This is a genomic window from Solibacillus sp. FSL H8-0538 (genome assembly GCF_038003525.1).
GTDB lineage: Bacteria > Bacillota > Bacilli > Bacillales_A > Planococcaceae > JBBOPI01.
Map to the genome: position 1 here is coordinate 616,954 of NZ_JBBOPI010000001.1, position 18,460 is coordinate 635,413.

Consider the following 18,460-nt stretch of genomic DNA (forward strand, 5'->3'; position numbering starts at 1 on the left):
CAGCTCCAGAACGAACTAACAGACATCACCAACGAACTAAGCCCACCAAAAACCGCATCAAATCGCACCCAAAACCCCACATTCTACACCAATCCCAATAAAAATATTTCACACAACGAGAAGAAAGTTGTATACTTTCATGTAGGATAATTTTATTTCCTATTAAATGCAACTTACTCAGAACAGCAAGCGTTCTAATAAATGCAGGATTCGAATGGATACGTTTCGGGAATAATAAGTTATTATGCGGAACAACCTAGAGCGCAGCATAACAACTAAAGCGTATTTATACTAAGCGAATCACCCATAAAAACTACAACAATCACATATATTCGTTTTCGAAATTGAAAGGAAGTAACGGTCATGACAAAATCAATTTGTGTCGTTGGATTAGGGTATATTGGTTTACCAACGGCGGTAATGTTTGCAAATCACGGCGTAAAGGTACACGGAGTTGACTTGAATCCGGCAGCAGTGAAAAGTATTCAAGAAAAACAATTGCACATCGAGGAAAACGGTCTTCAAGAACGTTTAAATAATGCAGTAGATGGAGGTTTCCTAACAGCATCTACAACACCAGTAGTCGCGGATGTGTTTATTATTGCCGTTCCATCGCCGATTAATCCGGATAATACAGCGAACTTAGAGTATGTTCGCCTGGCGACAGCCTCGATCGTTCCTTACGTGAAAAAAGGGGACTTAGTAATTTTAGAGTCTACAGTACCACCGAAAACAGTTGAAAATATTATGCTACCAGAATTAATTAAGTCCGGTCTTGAAATTGGCACGGAGCTATATGTGTCTCACTCACCTGAGCGCGTGATTCCGGGCCGCATCTTTGAAGAGTTAGTAAATAATGACCGAATTGTTGGCGGTATCAATCAAAAATCTGCGGAATTAACAAAAGAGCTATACGAAACATTTGTACAAGGTGCTATCCATATAACGGACGCAACGACTGCGGAGCTCGTAAAAGTTATGGAAAACACATACCGAGACGTAAATATTGCGTTTGCCAACGAACTTGCGAAAATGGCTGAAAAGTTAGACGTAAACATTTGGGAAGCGATTAAATTCGCGAACTATCACCCACGCGTAAACGTTCACTTCCCAGGTCCGGGCGTAGGCGGTCACTGTATCGCAGTCGATCCTTGGTTCCTAGTGGAGCTAGGTGGGGATACGGCACAAATTATTCACCTTTCTCGTCACACGAATGACTCTATGCCAAGCTACACGGCACAAAAAACGCAAGCCATCCTGAATCAAAACGGCATCGCGGGCGCAACGGTAGCTGTTCTTGGACTAGCATTCAAAGGAAACGTGGATGATATGCGCGAAAGCCCATCGACAATCGTAATCGACGAGCTGCATAAACTTGGCTTAACTGTTATTTCGCATGATCCACATATTAAAGAAAACAAACATGCAACGCAGACACAAAGCTTGGACGAAGCGGTTGAAAATGCAGACATCCTGCTATTCTTAACGGATCACAACGAATTCAAATCACTAGCAGCGGCTACAGTAAAATCGAAAAACAAAATTGTTTTCGATACGAAAAATTGCTTAAACCGCTCACAATGGGAGCAAGCAGGCTTCCAGTTCCACCTATTAGGCGACGCAAAAAACTAATGAAGTAATTACTGGCAGTGTGCACTCGCGCACTGCCGTATCTTTTATATTGGTATGTTACATTTCGTTGTTTTTCTAACGCGTATTGTTACAATCGGCGAAATTGACATACAACTTATTTGAAATTAAGCGTCATTGGCACTTATTTACGGATAAGTTGTATCTCCAATTCGTCAATTTTCGTCTTTTAACAAAAAAATTCTATGTTCTAAAAATGACATTTATATAAACGAACCAACATCCAACAACAGACATAAAAAAATCCCACCCAAAGAAAGGAATATCCAAATGAAAGAATCCGTACTCGGTATTCAAGTAAACACGGAAAACTATGATGAATTGTTGCCGAAAGTATTCGAACGCATCGAAACGCAGCAGAAATCTCTTGTCGTAGCGATCAATCCGGAAAAAATAATAAAAGCCAAAGAAGACCCAGCGCTAAAAACGCTCCTAAACAATGCGGAATTCCAAATTCCAGATGGGATCGGTGTTATCCTTGCCTCGAAAATCCAAAAGGGGCAAATCACAACGCGGGTTACCGGTGTAGATATGATGATGCGCCTTTGCGAAGAATCAGCGACACGCCAAAAGCCAATCTTCTTATATGGAGGAAAGCCGGGCGTTGCTGACAAAGCTGCACAAAAACTAAAAGAACTGTACCCCAACATCCTAATAAGCGGCACACAGGATGGTTATGAAAAGAACAACCAAAACGTACTCGACAAAATCAACGCGGCCAAGCCAGACCTCTTATTCGTTGCGATGGGTTCACCGAAGCAGGAAAATTGGATCAACGCGAACCGTGACCAGCTGCACCCGACGATTTATCAAGGTGTTGGAGGCTCATTTGACGTGCTGGCGGGAACGGTGAAGCGCGCACCGGAGATTTTCCAAAAGGTAGGGATGGAGTGGTTTTACCGTTTAATGAAGGAACCCCACCGAATTAAACGTCAAATCGCACTACCATTATTTCTATTAGAAGTAGCACGCAACTCGAAAAAGCAGTAGTGTCAAGCATTTACACATGGCAGTAAAAAAAATCCTGTAATCTTTGTAATATTTCATTGTACATTTGTAATGTAAGTGTTACACTGTATGCAGTAGTAAGATTTCCTCTATGATATACAGTAACTTTCAAACTTTTCCCTGCAAGGAAAAAAAACGGTTGGTAGCCCGAGAAGAAGGCTTTAGCATTTAGATGCTAAAGCCTTCTTCTTTTTTTTGTGGATAAGAAAGTATAACTTTCTTATCCACATAAGTAAGGACATCAACTCGCCCTATTTTGGGCGAGTTGTGTTTTTCTAATCATTAAAAAGAAAATGAGACATATACTGATTCGGTACTGCGCAAAAATTAAAAAACAACAAAATAACTATATTATAAAAGTTAAATATTAGTAATTTGTTTTGCTGTACAAAACTCAAACTAAGCACCACAGAATCTAGCATTATTGGTAGAAAAATACCCATCAAAAAACACTGAATACAATATATACCATGAAAAATAACTATATTAATATACTATTATACTATTAGAGGTAAAGAAAACATTGTTTTTATTAGTAATATTATGTCATAATGGAAGAAATTCTAAGTTATTTGAATTTACATTATGTCACTCACTAAATTACAACTAATTAGTATATTTATGGATTTGTTGTTAAAAAATGATTGACATAGTAAGTGTATACTACTAGAATTTATGTGTAGTTAGCTTTTCTGCATGTCACTATGTAGGGATGACTAAAATATTATTTTTTTACTTATGAGGAGGAAATTTTTCAATGGCTAACCAACCAAAGAAATACAAAAAATTCGTAGCAACAGCTGCGACGGCTACATTAGTAGCATCAGCAATCGTACCAGTTGCTTCGGCAGCATCATTATCAGATATCTCAGGTACACATGAAGAAGCAATCACTTCATTAGTGGAAGCTGGCGTAGTATCAGGATATGCGGATGGCACATTCAAACCTAATAAAGAATTAACTCGTTCTGACGTAGTTAAATTATTAGGTAAATTTTTAGTAACTAAAGGATTCGAAGTTCCAGCAGATGCTGTAACTAACCCACGTTTCAACGACTTAAATTCTAAGTCAAACAAAGAATTACTTGAGTATGCTGCAGTAGTTTACGATGCAGGTGTATTCTAAGGCTCTAACGGTAAGCTACTAGCAGGTGACAAAATCACTCGCGAAAACATGGCTGTCGTTTTAGTTCGTGCTTTCAACACAATCAATGATATCAACCTTGAAGCTTATGTAGCTGATCAAGACTTCTCAGGCGATGTAAAAGATCTTTTCGTAGCTAAAGCTGAAGCTCGTTCTGCTATCGAAGTATTAGACTTCTTCGATATCACAAACCCATCTGTAGCGAACTTCAATCCAAAAGGCTCAACTACTCGTGGCCAATTCGCTACATTCTTATACAAAACTATCAATACTGATTTCTCATCTGTAACAGGCGCTGTTGGTGCTGTAGCTTCTATTAAGGCTATTAACACTACAACGGTTGAAGTAACTTTCAAAGATGCTATCGAAGACATTAAAGCAGTTGACTTCGCTATCGAAGGTCTTGAAATTTCTAACGCAGTAGTTAAACAAACGGACGCTAAAACTGCAGTATTAACTACAGCAGTACAAACTGGCGATAAAGTTTATACATTGACTGTTAATGGAAACAAAGCTGGTACATTCAAAGGTGTATCTGCTGTAATTCCAACTAAAATTGATGTTGTTACTAAATCAATCCAAGGTGTTCTTGGTAAAGAAGTAACTGTATCTGCTAAAGTAACAGTTCCAGAAGGACAATCTGCTGCAGGTATACCTGTAACATTCAACGTTCCACAACAAGGCTCTTTAGCAAACGCGATCACTGCTGAAGCAATTACTAACGCTGACGGTGTAGCATCTTATACTTACACTCGTTATACAAAAGTAACAGACGATGTTGTAGCATACGCTACTGGTGATCGTACGAAATACTCTGCTGGTAAAGTTTACTGGGCTGACAAAATCCAATTAGCAGTTTCAGAGATTACTACAGGTAATGATCTGACTAATAACACTAAAAAATCATACAAAGTAACTGGTGCTAAAAACACAACTTACTTTGTAACAGTTAAAGAAAATATCGATGTTACACCTGATAAAATTACAAAATTAAATGTTCAAAATGCTGGCTCAAGCCTATTTGTAATTCCTACTGAATTATCAACAGGCGGAAATAATATAGTTGCAGAAGTTCGTACTGATGCAGATGGTGAAGCAACATTCACTGTATACGGAGAAAACTTAACAGCAACTCCAGTTGTATATGATGCTAATACAGTGTCTGACAACTTAAATTCTGCAGGTACTCGCATTGATGATGAGTATTCTAAAACAGCATTACAAGCTGAAGCTCCAGCCGTTAAATACTCAAAAATTGATGCATTAAAAGTATCTGTAGTAGCAGAAGGTACTGCAAACTCAGCAGAATATGTTGCAACTCCATTTGCTTATAATCAAAATTCAGTTGGTGGTCGTACTTATACAGTTACTGTAACTGATAAAGATGGAAAATTAGCACCAGAAGGTTCAACTGCTTATGTTACGTTCGAAAAAGATAACTTCTTTGGTTCTGTTTACTTCACTACAGCTAAAGAAAACTTCAGAACAGTAGTACAAGATGTTGCTTATGCAATTACAGTTGGTAAAGATGGTAAAGCAACATTCCGTGTAGCTGGTTCTGGTGCAACTTCATTCGCCAAACCAACGGTATTCTTAAATACTGCAGGTAATGAAATTCCTGCAAAATTAAATAAAGAAGACGTTCAACAAGTTGCTGAAGTAACTTACTTCAAATCTCCAGTTGTTAAAAATGCAGTGATTAAAGTTAAAGATGCTAATGGAAATGAAATTACATCAACAACTGCTGGTACAGAAGCATATGTAACTTACCAATCAGTAGACCAAAATGGTTTTGCTTATAGACCGACTACTGCTAACTACCAATTAGCATTTGATGTAACTTCTACATTCGGAAACGCAATCGTAACTGATAATGTTTCTGGTAGTGTATTAAATCCATCACAAAACCTTGGTAATACAAAAACTTACCAAGTAGTATCTAATTCAACTGGTGAAGCGACTATTCGTGTAACTACAACTAGTGCAGATACAGTTACTGTAAATGTAACTGGAGCAAATGGAATTCTTCCAACTCAAGCTGCAACTGTAAGCTTTACAAATTCAAATGTAATACCATCTATATTTACTGGTGATGCAAAAATTGATGCAGTTAAAGATGAAATTACATTCGCTAAAACAACTGGTGGATTCTACCAATCTGTAAGCTATGCTAATGCATCATTTGCAGAATATGGATTAACTATCGATAAAGATAAATTTGAAAGCTTAATTTCAGAGGATAATGATGATGATAATCTTTATTCTGAAGTAACAGCTATTCGTGATGCAAATGGTAACTATAAATTCGATTATCGTGGTTCAGGCAATCCATTGCCTACTACACCAGCTCCAAGTGTAACTGGAGATGTTAAGTTTACAAATGCAACATTCAATGCTTCAGCTAGCCAAACAATTACTGTTACAGATGCTGACTTAAATACAAGTACAGCATCTCAACAAACAACTACTGTAACTGTTGCAGATACTACTGGTAGAACAGTTTCTGTAACATTAACTGAAGTAGATAATGATGATTCAGTATTCACAGGTACTATTTCACCAGCTCAACTTGCAACTTTAGCCGATGGAACGTTAACTGTAACTTATAACGATGCTAAAACAGCAGCTAATGTTGCTGGTGTTGATACAGATACTGCAACGCTTAATACTACAGTTGCTACATTATCAAGTGCAACAACAGTTGCTACACCAGCAACTGCGATAATTAGTTCTCTTGGTCAAACAATCACTGTAGGTTTAGAAGGTGCTGTAGCTACTTCTCATGCTGGTGCTTTCGGTAACGAACTTGACATCGTAATCGCAGATGGTACTGGAAATAGTGCTGCTACAACTATTCTTTTAGCTGGCAATGTTTTAACAGTAACTCGTGCTACAGACGCTGGAGGAGCTCAATTACCACTAGATCAATTAACACTTGCTTCACTAATTGATGGTCATGCTGGTTTCACTGCAACTCTAAGTGGTACAGGAACACCAACTGTTGCTAATGGCACTACTGACTTCACGGGCGGTAAAGATGTAGTTACAGTTAACTTCTCTAAAGCAGTTACTGCATCTACTGTAAATCTTGCTAATGCAACTACGGACTTTGCTTTAAGTGGTCCAACTACATTTGCTGGTACTACAGTACTAGGCGCTGACAATAAATCTGCAGTAATCACTATTACTACTGCTACTGCTCTTGTAAAAGGTAAAAACATTAATGTTATTGCAACTGAAATTGAAGATGAAAATGGTACTGATCTTTCTGCAGCACCTACTGCTATCCAATAATTTAAGTTTTGATACATTATATTTTAAAACAACTCTAGTTAATGCTAGATGTTAGATTACGCGATTCAGATTATATAGTTTAGTAAAGATGAATTGTGAAAGTCGAAAAGGCTCTGTAGAGAGAAAATCTCTACAGGGCTTTTTTGTATGTTTTGAAAACCCCCTGCTATGCGAGGGCACTGAAAAAGTGGATTTCTACTGAAAACTCCACTAAATATAGGCTAAATAGTGATAGGGCATTGGTGCCGCGGTACACGCTTTTTTGCGGGCGTTGGCGACCCTCCTCGAGGCTACGCTCCTGTAGGATCTCACCTGTACTACGTCCCTTGCAGAAGTCTCGCATCGCCGTGCCTATGCTTTTTGGATAAAATATCGAAGAAGTATAAAAATACTGATTAAGGGTTTTTCAGTGCTCTCTGCTATGCGGGGGGTTCCAAAAAGCTTTTAGCTATGGACAAAAAAAAAACTCCAGTCGTACAATAAAGTCAGGTCTAGTCAACCGACTTCGTACGAAAGGAGTATCCAAAATGGATAATAAAAGTTTAGCACATACAACATGGAATTGTAAGTATCACATCGTCTTCGCACCAAAGTACAGAAGACAAATTATTTATGGTCAAATAAAAGCGGACATAGGTCGTATACTACGCCAACTATGTGAAAGAAAAGGTGTAAAAATTATTGAAGCAACGGCATGTCCAGATCATATTCATATGTTAGTAAGTATCCCACCGAAGTTAAGCGTATCGGCATTTGTAGGTTATTTAAAAGGGAAAAGTAGTCTCATGATATTCGATCGACATGCGAATTTGAAATATCGATATGGAAATCGTAAATTTTGGTGTCGAGGATATTATGTAGACACTGTAGGACGAAACCGAAAAGTAATTCAAGAGTACATCAAAAACCAATTACAAGAAGATATCCTGGAAGATCAAATGACAATGAAAGAATTCATTGACCCATTCACAGGAGAAGAAATCAAGAGAAAGAAAAGATAAAATAAGCCGCTTTAGCGGTCTGTGAGGAAACGGAGTGCGGTTGGCGGACCTTTCAGAATGTCTTTAGACATGAGCCAGTACCCCAGCGTTTCACGCGTAGAGCAAACCACCAGTTATACTGGTGGTTTTGATTTTAGTCTCAGTTCCCTTTTCAAATATATTATCGTGCACAGGGTGTCCCCTTCAAAAAATATATACGAGTTTAAATCATCCTATTTTTAAAGAAGGATTCGTTTTTATCTTGAGTGGTAAGTCTATTTTTGACGAAATGGAATCGGAACATACGAGAGGAATGAAAGAATGTGAAAAAGAAAGGAATGACAAATAAACCTTTCCATGAAGGTTTTAAAAAAAAGATAGTGATGGATTATGCTACATTTTTATAGGTATGATAAAGACCGTTTAACACGATGGTTGCTTCTAGTTTTGTTTCCGCTGCTGATGTCGGAAGATAGATTGGAGAAGCAATAGGTGTTTTTCCTTCAATTCCTTGATGTGTTCGATTCGTATTGTAGTAGTCGTTGATGTATTCGTGAAGTAGTTTATGTAAGTGTAATTGGTTAAGTGGGATGATGTGGTTTACTAGCTCACGCTTAAACGTACCAATTACTCTTTCTGCATAAGGATTCTGCCACGGAGAGCGATAAGACGTTCTCTTAGAGGTAATCCCTGATGATAGTAAAAAACGTTGGAATGCTTTAGAACGGAAAATAGGATCATAATCATGAATAAGGTATTTAGGTACTTCACCAAAGGGCGTTGCATTTCTGAACTGTTGTATGGTCCATTGTGCAGTAGGATTAGATGTGACGCCAAAAGAAATAATCTTTCGGTTTTGATGATCAATAATTACTAATACATAAAGTACATTGAAAGTTAATGTAGGTATCGTAAAGAAATCAGTTGCCCAACTAACAGACTGATGGTTATTCAGGAAAGTCTGCCATGTTTGAATTCGTTTTTCAGTAGGTGGTTTTCTTGTACTGGGTATATATTTAGCAATTGTATTTGGTGCAGGTGGTTTTTCAATTCCTAATAGAAGTAGTTTTTCATTGATTTTTTCTGGTGATAGTAAAGGGTTTTCATGATGTACTTGCTTTATTAGCTTGATCGTATCTTGAGATATTTTCGGTCGACCTGTTTTTCTTGATTTACGTTTCCAGTATAATTTGAAAGCTGTTTGATGCCATTTAATGACGGTTTCTGGTTTCACAACAATTAAGTAATCCTCCAGTTTTCTAAATACTTGGAAAGGAATACCCAAAGCTTTCGAAAGGCTGGTGTCGGTCTTGGCTTCGGGAGTTTTTGTTTTTCGTATCGTTGGACATATAGTGCTAGCTGACTTCTGAGAGCTATATTTTCCATTTTAATAGCATGCGACGTTTTAAAGTAGAGTTGTAGAAATTGAAAAAGATAGTGAAACCATTCTTTGGAGCATACATATAAAGAACGAATAGACGCTATTGTTAATCCTCCTAGTAGTTTATATACTTTTATTAATAAATTTATACAAGTTTTGTTTGGAGTTCCAGATAAAATGATGTAATGCTTTCTCATAAATACAAGGTGGATAGAAAAAAATTCTCGCCCAAAACAGCTATTAAATATTCAACCAGCAGAGGACAATGTGGTAAGTAATGAACTACTAACTCTTTTAGATGAGTTAGCAGAAGTTGAAACTAAAATGGATTCATTAATAAGTAAAATTGAATCATTGCCATTAATGGCAGTAGACTAAAGCACTTGTCAAAGCATGAACATACATAAAACCGCATCAAACAAAGCTTCAAGCATATACCATAATAATGAATAGTATCACTAAAAGCCTTTCATTCCATCGTGGAGTGAAAGGCTTTTTCTAATTTGTATTAATTCTATCTTATAGGGTACATTTTAAATCCTTCTGAAGTTTTATGAAGCGGTAGAAGAAGCTGATATTCCAGAGTTTAAACGCAGTGTGAAAAATCTCTAAAATTGGCAAACAGAAATCCTCAACTTTTCAAACGGCTTCGTAGAAGGTTTAAATAATTTAACAAAAGTAATTAAACGCAATGCTTTTGGCTACCTTCGATTTGATCGATTACCGCCAAAATTGTATTATCACATCAATACAAAACAATAAGCAATGAAATAGGATAAGGGTGGATAATTGTATCCCCACCCCAACTATTGACAAAGAACCATTTTTTTTAAGTCGCTTAATTTTCCGATGCCCATTTCGATATTTTGTTGGCTTACACAATTAAATTATCTTTTGCTCCACATCCGTTAATTCTTCATTCACTCCTTCCTTCAACCAACGATAATACGTCGCTCTAGGAATGCCTAAAACCTTTAAAATCATTGTCACTGTCTATTTTTTACGTAGTTTCTCGACAGTTGGTAGTGCTACGTTCCGTTCAACTCCTTTTCGATCGCCATCAACTTTTTTAAGATTTCATTTTCCATTTCTAAATGCGCCATTTTTCGGTTCATTTTATCTGTTTCTAATTTACCCTTAGGATAGGTATATTGCTTGTCAATCGGCTAGTCAAATCGATAGAGTTCATTGTTTCTATACCATCTCATCCATATTTTAATTTGTGATCTATTTTTAATGACAAATTACATCATGATTTGTTCGTTTGTTAACTTACCTGTAATATTTGACTTTACTACTGCCCATTTAATATCCTTTGCATTTGATAGTTCTATTTACCTGACGTTTTCCGTTACATTTATCGTGATTTCTTCTTGTAAAATACAATTCCATAGCGTCTAAATTTAGTACATATAATTCAAAAGAATGATGCTATATTAAGCTAGATTAAGTAAATAGTAAATTTAATATAATCTAATATAGGTACATATTATCCATGGTATTTAAACAAATAGTCTACAAAATTGGTAATTATATAGAAGTACCTGGTTATTTATTATATAATTGTATTGTTCAATAAATATAGAATATTTTTTTAATATAGGAGGAATAAAGATTGAAGAAAAATACAAAGAAGTATGCAAAAACTTCTATGGTAGCTGCTGTAGCTGTAGGTAGTATCGTAGTTGTGGCACCAGTGGCAACTCAAGCAAGTACTCAATTCTCAGATGTGAAGGCAAACGATTATTTCTATGGGGACGTTTTACAGTTAGCGGAACGTGGTGTAATAGGCGGCTTTAGCGATGGCACATTCAAACCCAAACAAGATGTGACACGTGGACAAGCAGCAAAAATTATTGCGGGTGTTTTAGGGCTAGATACGACAAATGTTACGAACCCTGGCTTTAAAGATGTTCCTACTTCTCACCAATATTACGGAGCAATCGCTGCTCTAGCCAATGCTGGGATTATTAATGGTTATGAGGACAGCACATTCCGTCCAGGTGCTGCTGTACAACGTAATCATATGGCGAAAATTATTGCTGGCGCATTTAACTTAGAAGCACCAGCTAATTCTAAAACACCATTAAGAGATGTAAGAGCAGACTATGCACAATATGTTAATGCACTTTATTCAGCTGGTGTAACAACTGGTAAAACAGCTACAACATTTGATGGTTCTTCAAACGTAACACGTGGTCAGTTAGCTTCATTTGTAATTCGTGCAGAAACGACAACAGCAGTTGTTACAAAAGATGTAACATTCACAATTTCACAAGTAGCTGATAATAAAGTAGGGGAATACAAAATTTCAACAGCATTAAAAGGACTATTAAATGAAGCAAATAATGCTGCTTTAGAGGGTGCCGTTGTAAATGCAACATTATTAGGTGATGAAATTGTAGGAATAAACTCATTACAATTAAATGTTGCGGGTGCAGAAGGTGCGCTTGTCACATTAGATGGCGGTAATTTGACAATTGCAGGTGATTTAGTTGTCAACGCGGATTACGTGAAAGTGAAAAATATTACAGTTCAAGGCAATATCTCACTTACTAACAGCGTCGTGAACGAATTTTCTGCAGATGCATTAATAAACGATGGTGATTTCATTGTTGAAGATGCTAGTGGTCCAGTTGCCTCAGTTACACCAATCTTTGCAAACACAACAAAAGGTCCGAAAATTGGCTTTAAAAATAGTAATGTGAAGAACGTACACGTAAAGCGTGACAATGTAGCTTTAGCTTCAGATGTAAAACTACCAGAGTTAACTGTGTCAGCAAAAGTTTCTGCAATTCAAGTAGATGCAGATGTAGCAAAAGTAACAGTTAACGTAACAGTAAATATTGCAATTTCAGGTGCAGGGTCATTTGATGAAGTAACACTTGAAAAGGCAGTAGATGTAGCTTTAGGAATTATTGGATCTATTGCGAAATTGGTAGTTAACAATACAGATGCAAGAGTAGATGTAGCAGCATCCATCAAAATTGGTGAGGTAACTTTGCCGGCAAATACTACAGCTGCAGGCATCATCAAAAACTACGAATCAATTAAATCAAATATAAATAATGTAGTAACTGGTAATGCCACTACACCACCAGGAAGCAATGGTTCAGGCACAGGATCAGGAGGCAGTGACTCAAACTCGGGAATTGAGACTACTGTAACTGTTACTGGAGTAAGTGCCATTACAGATATAGCAGTAGTAAATAAAGCTTATACATTGCCAACTACAGTAACAGTAACTTTAAGCAATGGTAAAACAGATACTAAATCTGTAACTTGGACTGCTCCAGAAGGTATTACGATTACAGGTGGTAAAGTAACATTTACTGAATATAAAAAGGATGCTATCTTCACAGGGACTGTAGCAGGTACACCAATTAAAGCATCATTAAAACTCACTGCAATTACTGAAATTGAAGCAATAACAGCAGAAAATCTTATCTTAGAAGCAGAAAATCTTAAAAATGAAATTAACGAAAAAGTAGCTAAAGCAGATGAATTAATCAAACAAATAAAACAGGCTGAAGAAGCAACATCAGCAGCATTCAATAATAATGTTCGTTTAGCATCACTTACACCAGTACTTGCTAATGCGACAGTCGATGTCGATACATTAAAACAACAATTGGCCAATCTGTTGGGAGAAATTACAACATTAACTAAGAAATTAGAAAACTGTGTTACAGGCTTAGGAAAACTTGAATTAACTAATGAGCAAAAAGCAAAGGTTGAAAAAGCTACTAAAGCAGTTACCGAAGCTAAAAATGTAGAAACAGCAGCAAAAGCAGTTGGTGTAGATCCAGCAGTAACGATTAATGCTGTAAATGCAATTATCGGTACTGACGGTAAGAGGATTACAATAACAGCTTCAGTAGCAAATTCAAAAGCGACAAAAGCAACTGTTGAATTTTATAAAGTAGAAAATGATGTAGTAGCCAGTACTCCATTAGCTGACTACACTCGTAATGCAGATATTATAGATGGTAAAGTTGATTTCTCGTCTTCGGAATTACCAGCAGGCACATATCAAGTAAAAGTAACTGTAGGTAGTGTGTCAGGTGTAGCATCTGAATATGTAACTGTATTTTCAGGTGACCAAACTGCGCCAACATTAACAGTAGGTTTACCTTCGATTGGAGAAGGTGAAAATGTATATTTTAAGAGCAATGAAATAGGTGAAGTTTACTTAGTACATGGTTCACAAAGTCCAACTAACAAAAGTGAATTAGAAAACTTGGTTTCAGGAAATAATGCTAAAAAAACTTCAGTATCTACTGCGAATACGGATTTTAAAATTACTACAACAAATTTAGCTCCAGGTGAGTATAAAATTTATGCAGTTGATAGTGCTGGTAATGTCTCAACGCCACAAGTAGTTACTATTATTAACAATGTAACTGATGGGGTTGATGTTCAAGCTATAAAAACAAATAATAAGTGGGAAATTCAAGCTAGTGTAACGAATAGTGAAGTTCCACAAGGTACACAAAAAATTGCTATGCTTAGTAATAGAGCATACAATTTATTAAGTCAATTTATAGAATACGAGTTGCCTAATGCAGTAAAACAATCATTAAGTACTGCGTCAAGTACAGGAATGACACAGGACTTAAGTAGTTATGATAATCCTGATGGTAGTTATAATGTATTTGTACTATTCTTTGACGCTAATGACAAAGTAATTGCTTATCATTATAAATCTGTATTGGTGGGTGACCTACCTGCGCCAACACCAGGAGTGGATGCATTAGCAGTAGCGAAAGATGCGGCATCTAAGTTAGTAGCAGCAAACTACACTGCAGAGTCATATAAAGCAGTAACAGACGCAGTGGCAGCAGCAGATGCAGCAACAACAGATGGCGAAAAATTAGCAGCAGCGAAAGTAATCACAGATGCGATCGCGGCATTAGTAAACGCACCATCAGCAACACCAGGAGCGGATGCATTAGCAGCAGCGAAAGATGCGGCATCTAAGTTAGTAGTAGCAGACTACACTGCAGAGTCATATAAAGCAGTAACAGACGCAGTGGCAGCAGCAGATGCAGCAACAACAGATGGCGAAAAATTAGCAGCAGCGAAAGTAATCACAGATGCGATCGCGGCATTAGTAAACGCACCATCAGCAACACCAGGAGCGGATGCATTAGCAGCAGCGAAAGATGCGGCATCTAAGTTAGTAGCAGCAGACTACACTGCAGAGTCATATAAAGCAGTAACAGACGCAGTGGCAGCAGCAGATGCAGCAACAACAGATGGCGAAAAATTAGCAGCAGCGAAAGTAATCACAGATGCGATCGCGGCATTAGTAAACGCACCATCAGCAACACCAGGAGCGGATGCATTAGCAGCAGCGAAAGATGCGGCATCTAAGTTAGTAGCAGCAGACTACACTGCAGAGTCATATAAAGAAGTAACAGACGCAGTGGCAGCAGCAGATGCAGCAACAACAGATGGTGAAAAATTAGTAGCAGCGAAAGTGATCACAGATGCAATCGCGGCATTAGTGGACAAAGCTACGCCTACAACTGTGTTACAAGCAGCAAAAACTGCGGCATCAGGTAAGCAAGAAGCTGATTACACAGCAGCAAGCTGGACAGCATTCCAAGGTGCATTAACAACAGCATTAGGATTACCAGAAACAAACGATACAGAAAAAGCAGACAAAACAACTGCGATCAACGATGCGATTGCGTTGTTAGTATCTAATGTAGATGGAGCATTAACAGTAGCAAAAACTGCGGCATCAGGTAAGCAAGAAGCTGATTACACAGCAGCAAGCTGGACAGCATTCCAAGGTGCATTAACAACAGCATTAGGATTACCAGAAACAAACGATACAGAAAAAGCAGACAAAACAACTGCGATCAACGATGCGATTGCGTTGTTAGTATCTAATGTAGATGGAGCATTAACAGCAGCAAAAACTGCGGCATCAGGTAAGCAAGAAGCTGATTACACAGCAGCAAGCTGGACAGCATTCCAAGGTGCATTAACAACAGCATTAGGATTACCAGAAACAAACGATACAGAAAAAGCAGACAAAACAACTGCGATCAACGATGCGATTGCGTTGTTAGTATTTAATGTAGATGGAGCATTAACAGCAGCAAAAACTGCGGCATCAGGTAAGCAAGAAGCTGATTACACAGCAGCAAGCTGGACAGCATTCCAAGGTGCATTAACAACAGCATTAGGATTACCAGAAACAAACGATACAGAAAAAGCAGACAAAACAACTGCGATCAACGATGCGATTGCGTTGTTAGTATTTAATGTAAATGGAGCATTAACAGCAGCAAAAACTGCGGCATCAGGTAAGCAAGAAGCTGATTACACAGCAGCAAGCTGGACAGCATTCCAAGGTGCATTAACAACAGCACTAGGATTACCAGAAACAAACGATACAGAAAAAGCAGACAAAACAACTGCGATCAACGATGCGATTGATCTGTTAGTAGCAAATATAGATGGAGAAAATTCTACTGTAACACTTGGAACTGTTGCGGAAGGTAATGTTGAATTATCCATTGTAATTAAAGATGATGCAGGTAATCTAATAACAACACAACCAACATACAGTGTTGTTGTTTTATCTGAAAATGAAGTAGATAAATTAGCAACTGTAAACGGTGTAGTATTCAATGATAAAGGTATAGCTACAACAACTATAACTTTAGAAGAAGGTAATTATACAGGCTTAAAAGTATTAGTGAATGGTGTCGAAATTGGAACAATAAATGTTAATGTTACCATTTCAAATCCTTAAAATGGAGTATCTAATCATTTTAAATTAGTTGTTCTGTGATTCTGAACAAAACTCTACCAAACTACGGGGTATAGGTTCTAGGAACTACCAATAGACATTTTGCTAGATTTGTTCAGGTCGGATGAATAGTTAAAAAGGGAGTTATCGCATTCAATTGCGGTAACTTCCTTTCGCTTACTTCTAAACTCGCATCAACTAACATTTCAACCATATATTATATTCATAGAATAGCTATTCTAACTTACCCAGCTCTAATTCCTTTCGAGGGATTAGAGCTATTTTTATTTTAGGAGGAATGTGAAATGAGAAAGTATGATTACACCGTACAGTTACCGTTGCCATTTGTTGATGTTGTGAAGGAAGAGAAACAGGAGCAAGCGAAGCGAGTGAATATTGTGAGTGTAAAATTAGTGAGGGAAAAAACGATGATGTACAAGAACCGTCGTATTCGTTCTCCACATGATGCGTATTTATTAATGAAAGAGTTTTTAGGTGATGTAGATCGTGAGCACTTTGTGGTCCTATGTATGGACACGAAGAATCAGCCAACTTGCATTCAGACGGTTCATATTGGCAGCCTTAACTCTAGCATAGTACATCCTAGGGAGGTACTGAAACCAGCAATACTATCTAACTCTGCAAGCATAATTTGTTTTCATAACCATCCTAGCAACGACAGTACACCAAGTCCTGAAGACATTGCTGTTACGAAAAGATTAGTAGAAGCAGGTGAAATCATAGGCATTGAAGTAATCGATCATTTAATATTGTGCGAAGATAATTTCCGTTCACTAAAAGAATCAGGTTACATTTAAAGGAGGAATTCAAATGGCAGCTGAACAACGTCTATCGCAAGTGTTAACGAAGAAACTAGGTTACTATGTTCCGATAAGTGAGATCGGCTACGAAACGATTTGGTTTGAGAAAGATGAAGTGGATGAAACAATAGTACTTCCGCACGTCATTGAACAATTAGCTGATCCATATAAAGTATGGCTTGTTAATGATGAAGTCGTATCAAACTTTACAGAGGGAGTTGAGTTAGCCAGTTAAACGAATCTAATATTAGCGTAACTATTGACCATGAAACCTACTATCGTGAAATTTTAGCAGATGATAAGTTAGGTGAATTGATTTCTGAAAATGAATTTCGTGAATTACTTTTAGAAGAAGCACTTTCACAAGTAGTTAGTGATGAATACATTGTCAATCTAAACCGAATCAATAGAATTTTTGAGAGTTTAATAGATTTAGGTGATCGAAAAATCATGCGGATCGATGGGATTCTCTAAGGAGCTCACGACATTATTAAAGTAAATCTTACGACAAAAGTAAATGTAGAAAATAGTTAATTGGAGAAGTGCATACGATACATGGCATGTGCTCATTTTGCGTATTTAAAAACTGAAGTCATTATTATAATACTGTCGTGAATTCCTTCTTTTTCCCGTTTTAGTAGATGAATATGTAAACAAAAAATTAGACAACTACGTAGACGTAAACATCTACTAAAAACGGAGTGAGTGAAATGAATAGTCGGGATGGATTTAAAAGAACTGTTGAAAAGTACCAAAAGCAGAAGGAGTTGCGGGAACCGTTGGCTCAGGAAAATCTAACATCAACTACGGAGCCAAATGTCGAAGAACAGCCGAAACGGAGAGTCATCAAAATAAAATCGAAAAGTGAGGAAACAACATTGGAAAAGGTCATTCCCCATACACAAGAATTGTTAGAGGCTTCAGAAAAAGCTGTGAATTTTCCAAATGATGCTCGTCGTCCACCTAAGAAAGCAACATCGTTTGAAGAAAGCCATAAGCGCTTTACTAATTACGTGAAAAAAGATTACTACCAAATCATCCAACGATTAAGAATACGAGATGACATTGAATCCATGACAGCTCTATTAAACGATGCTATTCATTAATATCTAGTAAGTTACTTTTCAAATGACCTAAAAGAATGACCAATCTCTCATGGCAGAGGTTGGTCTTTTCATAAAAGGGGGTGAAATGAAAATGTGGAATGTAATCCTTTCTGATTCATGTATTTGCGCGATGATCATTAGTTTCAGTAACTTAGAGGCTGTCAGTTTTTTGAGGTATTTATCCACGTCAACGCAATTAATCAATGTAGAAAAAGTTCACTCATCTACAACTTTTAATAGTTCATTTAATGCGATGCCAGTGTAATGGGTTATGTTACAATTATGTTATCACTTTCTAGAATATGAA

Annotated in this window: 11 protein-coding genes and 1 pseudogene; 11 read left to right on the forward strand and 1 reads right to left on the reverse strand. The window is 37.2% G+C overall.

The genetic code is table 11. The annotated features are described in order from the left end of the window. Positions 1–363: 363 nt before the first annotated feature. From MHH87_RS02910 to tnpA, 5 genes are all read left to right on the forward strand, one after another. Positions 364–1,632 (forward strand): nucleotide sugar dehydrogenase, encoded by a 1,269-nt coding sequence (locus tag MHH87_RS02910; protein ID WP_340747832.1) that lies wholly within the window; start codon positions 364–366, stop codon positions 1,630–1,632. 288 nt (positions 1,633–1,920) lie between these two features. Beyond that, positions 1,921–2,640, forward strand: a complete 720-nt coding sequence (locus MHH87_RS02915) for a WecB/TagA/CpsF family glycosyltransferase (protein WP_340747833.1) — start codon at positions 1,921–1,923, stop codon at positions 2,638–2,640. A gap of 775 nt (positions 2,641–3,415) precedes the next feature. After that, positions 3,416–3,784 (forward strand): S-layer homology domain-containing protein, encoded by a 369-nt coding sequence (locus tag MHH87_RS02920; RefSeq protein ID WP_340747834.1) that lies wholly within the window; start codon positions 3,416–3,418, stop codon positions 3,782–3,784. A 48-nt stretch (positions 3,785–3,832) separates the two neighbouring features. After that, positions 3,833–7,096, forward strand: coding sequence for a hypothetical protein (locus MHH87_RS02925; RefSeq protein ID WP_340747835.1), 3,264 nt, complete (start codon positions 3,833–3,835; stop codon positions 7,094–7,096). Positions 7,097–7,623: 527 nt separating this feature from the next. Next, on the forward strand, positions 7,624–8,097 hold the full coding sequence (tnpA, locus tag MHH87_RS02930) for an IS200/IS605 family transposase (protein ID WP_340747836.1): 474 nt from the start codon (positions 7,624–7,626) through the stop codon (positions 8,095–8,097). Positions 8,098–8,464: 367 nt separating this feature from the next. Here tnpA and MHH87_RS02935 read toward each other — a convergent pair whose 3' ends face one another. Beyond that, positions 8,465–9,310: an integrase core domain-containing protein gene (locus MHH87_RS02935; protein ID WP_340747837.1), complete on the reverse strand. Its 846-nt coding sequence runs from the start codon at positions 9,308–9,310 to the stop codon at positions 8,465–8,467. 687 nt (positions 9,311–9,997) lie between these two features. On the opposite strand from MHH87_RS02935, the pseudogene MHH87_RS02940 reads away from it, so the two are divergent. The 6 genes and pseudogenes from MHH87_RS02940 to MHH87_RS02965 form a co-directional block, all read left to right on the forward strand. Next, positions 9,998–10,236, forward strand: a pseudogene (locus MHH87_RS02940) (transposase); the annotation flags it as partial. Positions 10,237–11,072: 836 nt separating this feature from the next. After that, entirely contained in the window at positions 11,073–16,229 is a 5,157-nt protein-coding gene (locus MHH87_RS02945; RefSeq protein WP_340747838.1) for an S-layer homology domain-containing protein, read from the forward strand. A 302-nt stretch (positions 16,230–16,531) separates the two neighbouring features. Further along, positions 16,532–17,044 carry a JAB domain-containing protein gene (locus tag MHH87_RS02950; protein WP_340747839.1) on the forward strand — a complete coding sequence of 171 codons (513 nt, stop codon included), beginning with the start codon at positions 16,532–16,534 and terminating at the stop codon, positions 17,042–17,044. Between the two features lie 13 nt (positions 17,045–17,057). Beyond that, entirely contained in the window at positions 17,058–17,282 is a 225-nt protein-coding gene (locus MHH87_RS02955; RefSeq protein ID WP_340747840.1) for a hypothetical protein, read from the forward strand. A 475-nt stretch (positions 17,283–17,757) separates the two neighbouring features. After that, positions 17,758–18,153: a hypothetical protein gene (locus MHH87_RS02960; protein WP_340747841.1), complete on the forward strand. Its 396-nt coding sequence runs from the start codon at positions 17,758–17,760 to the stop codon at positions 18,151–18,153. 91 nt (positions 18,154–18,244) lie between these two features. After that, positions 18,245–18,418 carry a hypothetical protein gene (locus tag MHH87_RS02965; protein WP_340747842.1) on the forward strand — a complete coding sequence of 58 codons (174 nt, stop codon included), beginning with the start codon at positions 18,245–18,247 and terminating at the stop codon, positions 18,416–18,418. Positions 18,419–18,460: the final 42 nt, after the last annotated feature.

Bases quoted from the DNA above. Each gene is read 5' to 3' on its own strand.
- MHH87_RS02910 (WP_340747832.1), top strand. From the start codon at position 364: ATGACAAAATCAATTTGTGTCGTTGGATTAGGGTATATTGGTTTACCA.
- MHH87_RS02915 (WP_340747833.1), top strand. From the start codon at position 1,921: ATGAAAGAATCCGTACTCGGTATTCAAGTAAACACGGAAAACTATGAT.
- MHH87_RS02920 (WP_340747834.1), top strand. From the start codon at position 3,416: ATGGCTAACCAACCAAAGAAATACAAAAAATTCGTAGCAACAGCTGCG.
- MHH87_RS02925 (WP_340747835.1), top strand. From the start codon at position 3,833: ATGGCTGTCGTTTTAGTTCGTGCTTTCAACACAATCAATGATATCAAC.
- tnpA (WP_340747836.1), top strand. From the start codon at position 7,624: ATGGATAATAAAAGTTTAGCACATACAACATGGAATTGTAAGTATCAC.
- MHH87_RS02950 (WP_340747839.1), top strand. From the start codon at position 16,532: ATGAGAAAGTATGATTACACCGTACAGTTACCGTTGCCATTTGTTGAT.
- MHH87_RS02955 (WP_340747840.1), top strand. From the start codon at position 17,058: ATGGCAGCTGAACAACGTCTATCGCAAGTGTTAACGAAGAAACTAGGT.
- MHH87_RS02960 (WP_340747841.1), top strand. From the start codon at position 17,758: ATGAATAGTCGGGATGGATTTAAAAGAACTGTTGAAAAGTACCAAAAG.
- MHH87_RS02965 (WP_340747842.1), top strand. From the start codon at position 18,245: ATGTGGAATGTAATCCTTTCTGATTCATGTATTTGCGCGATGATCATT.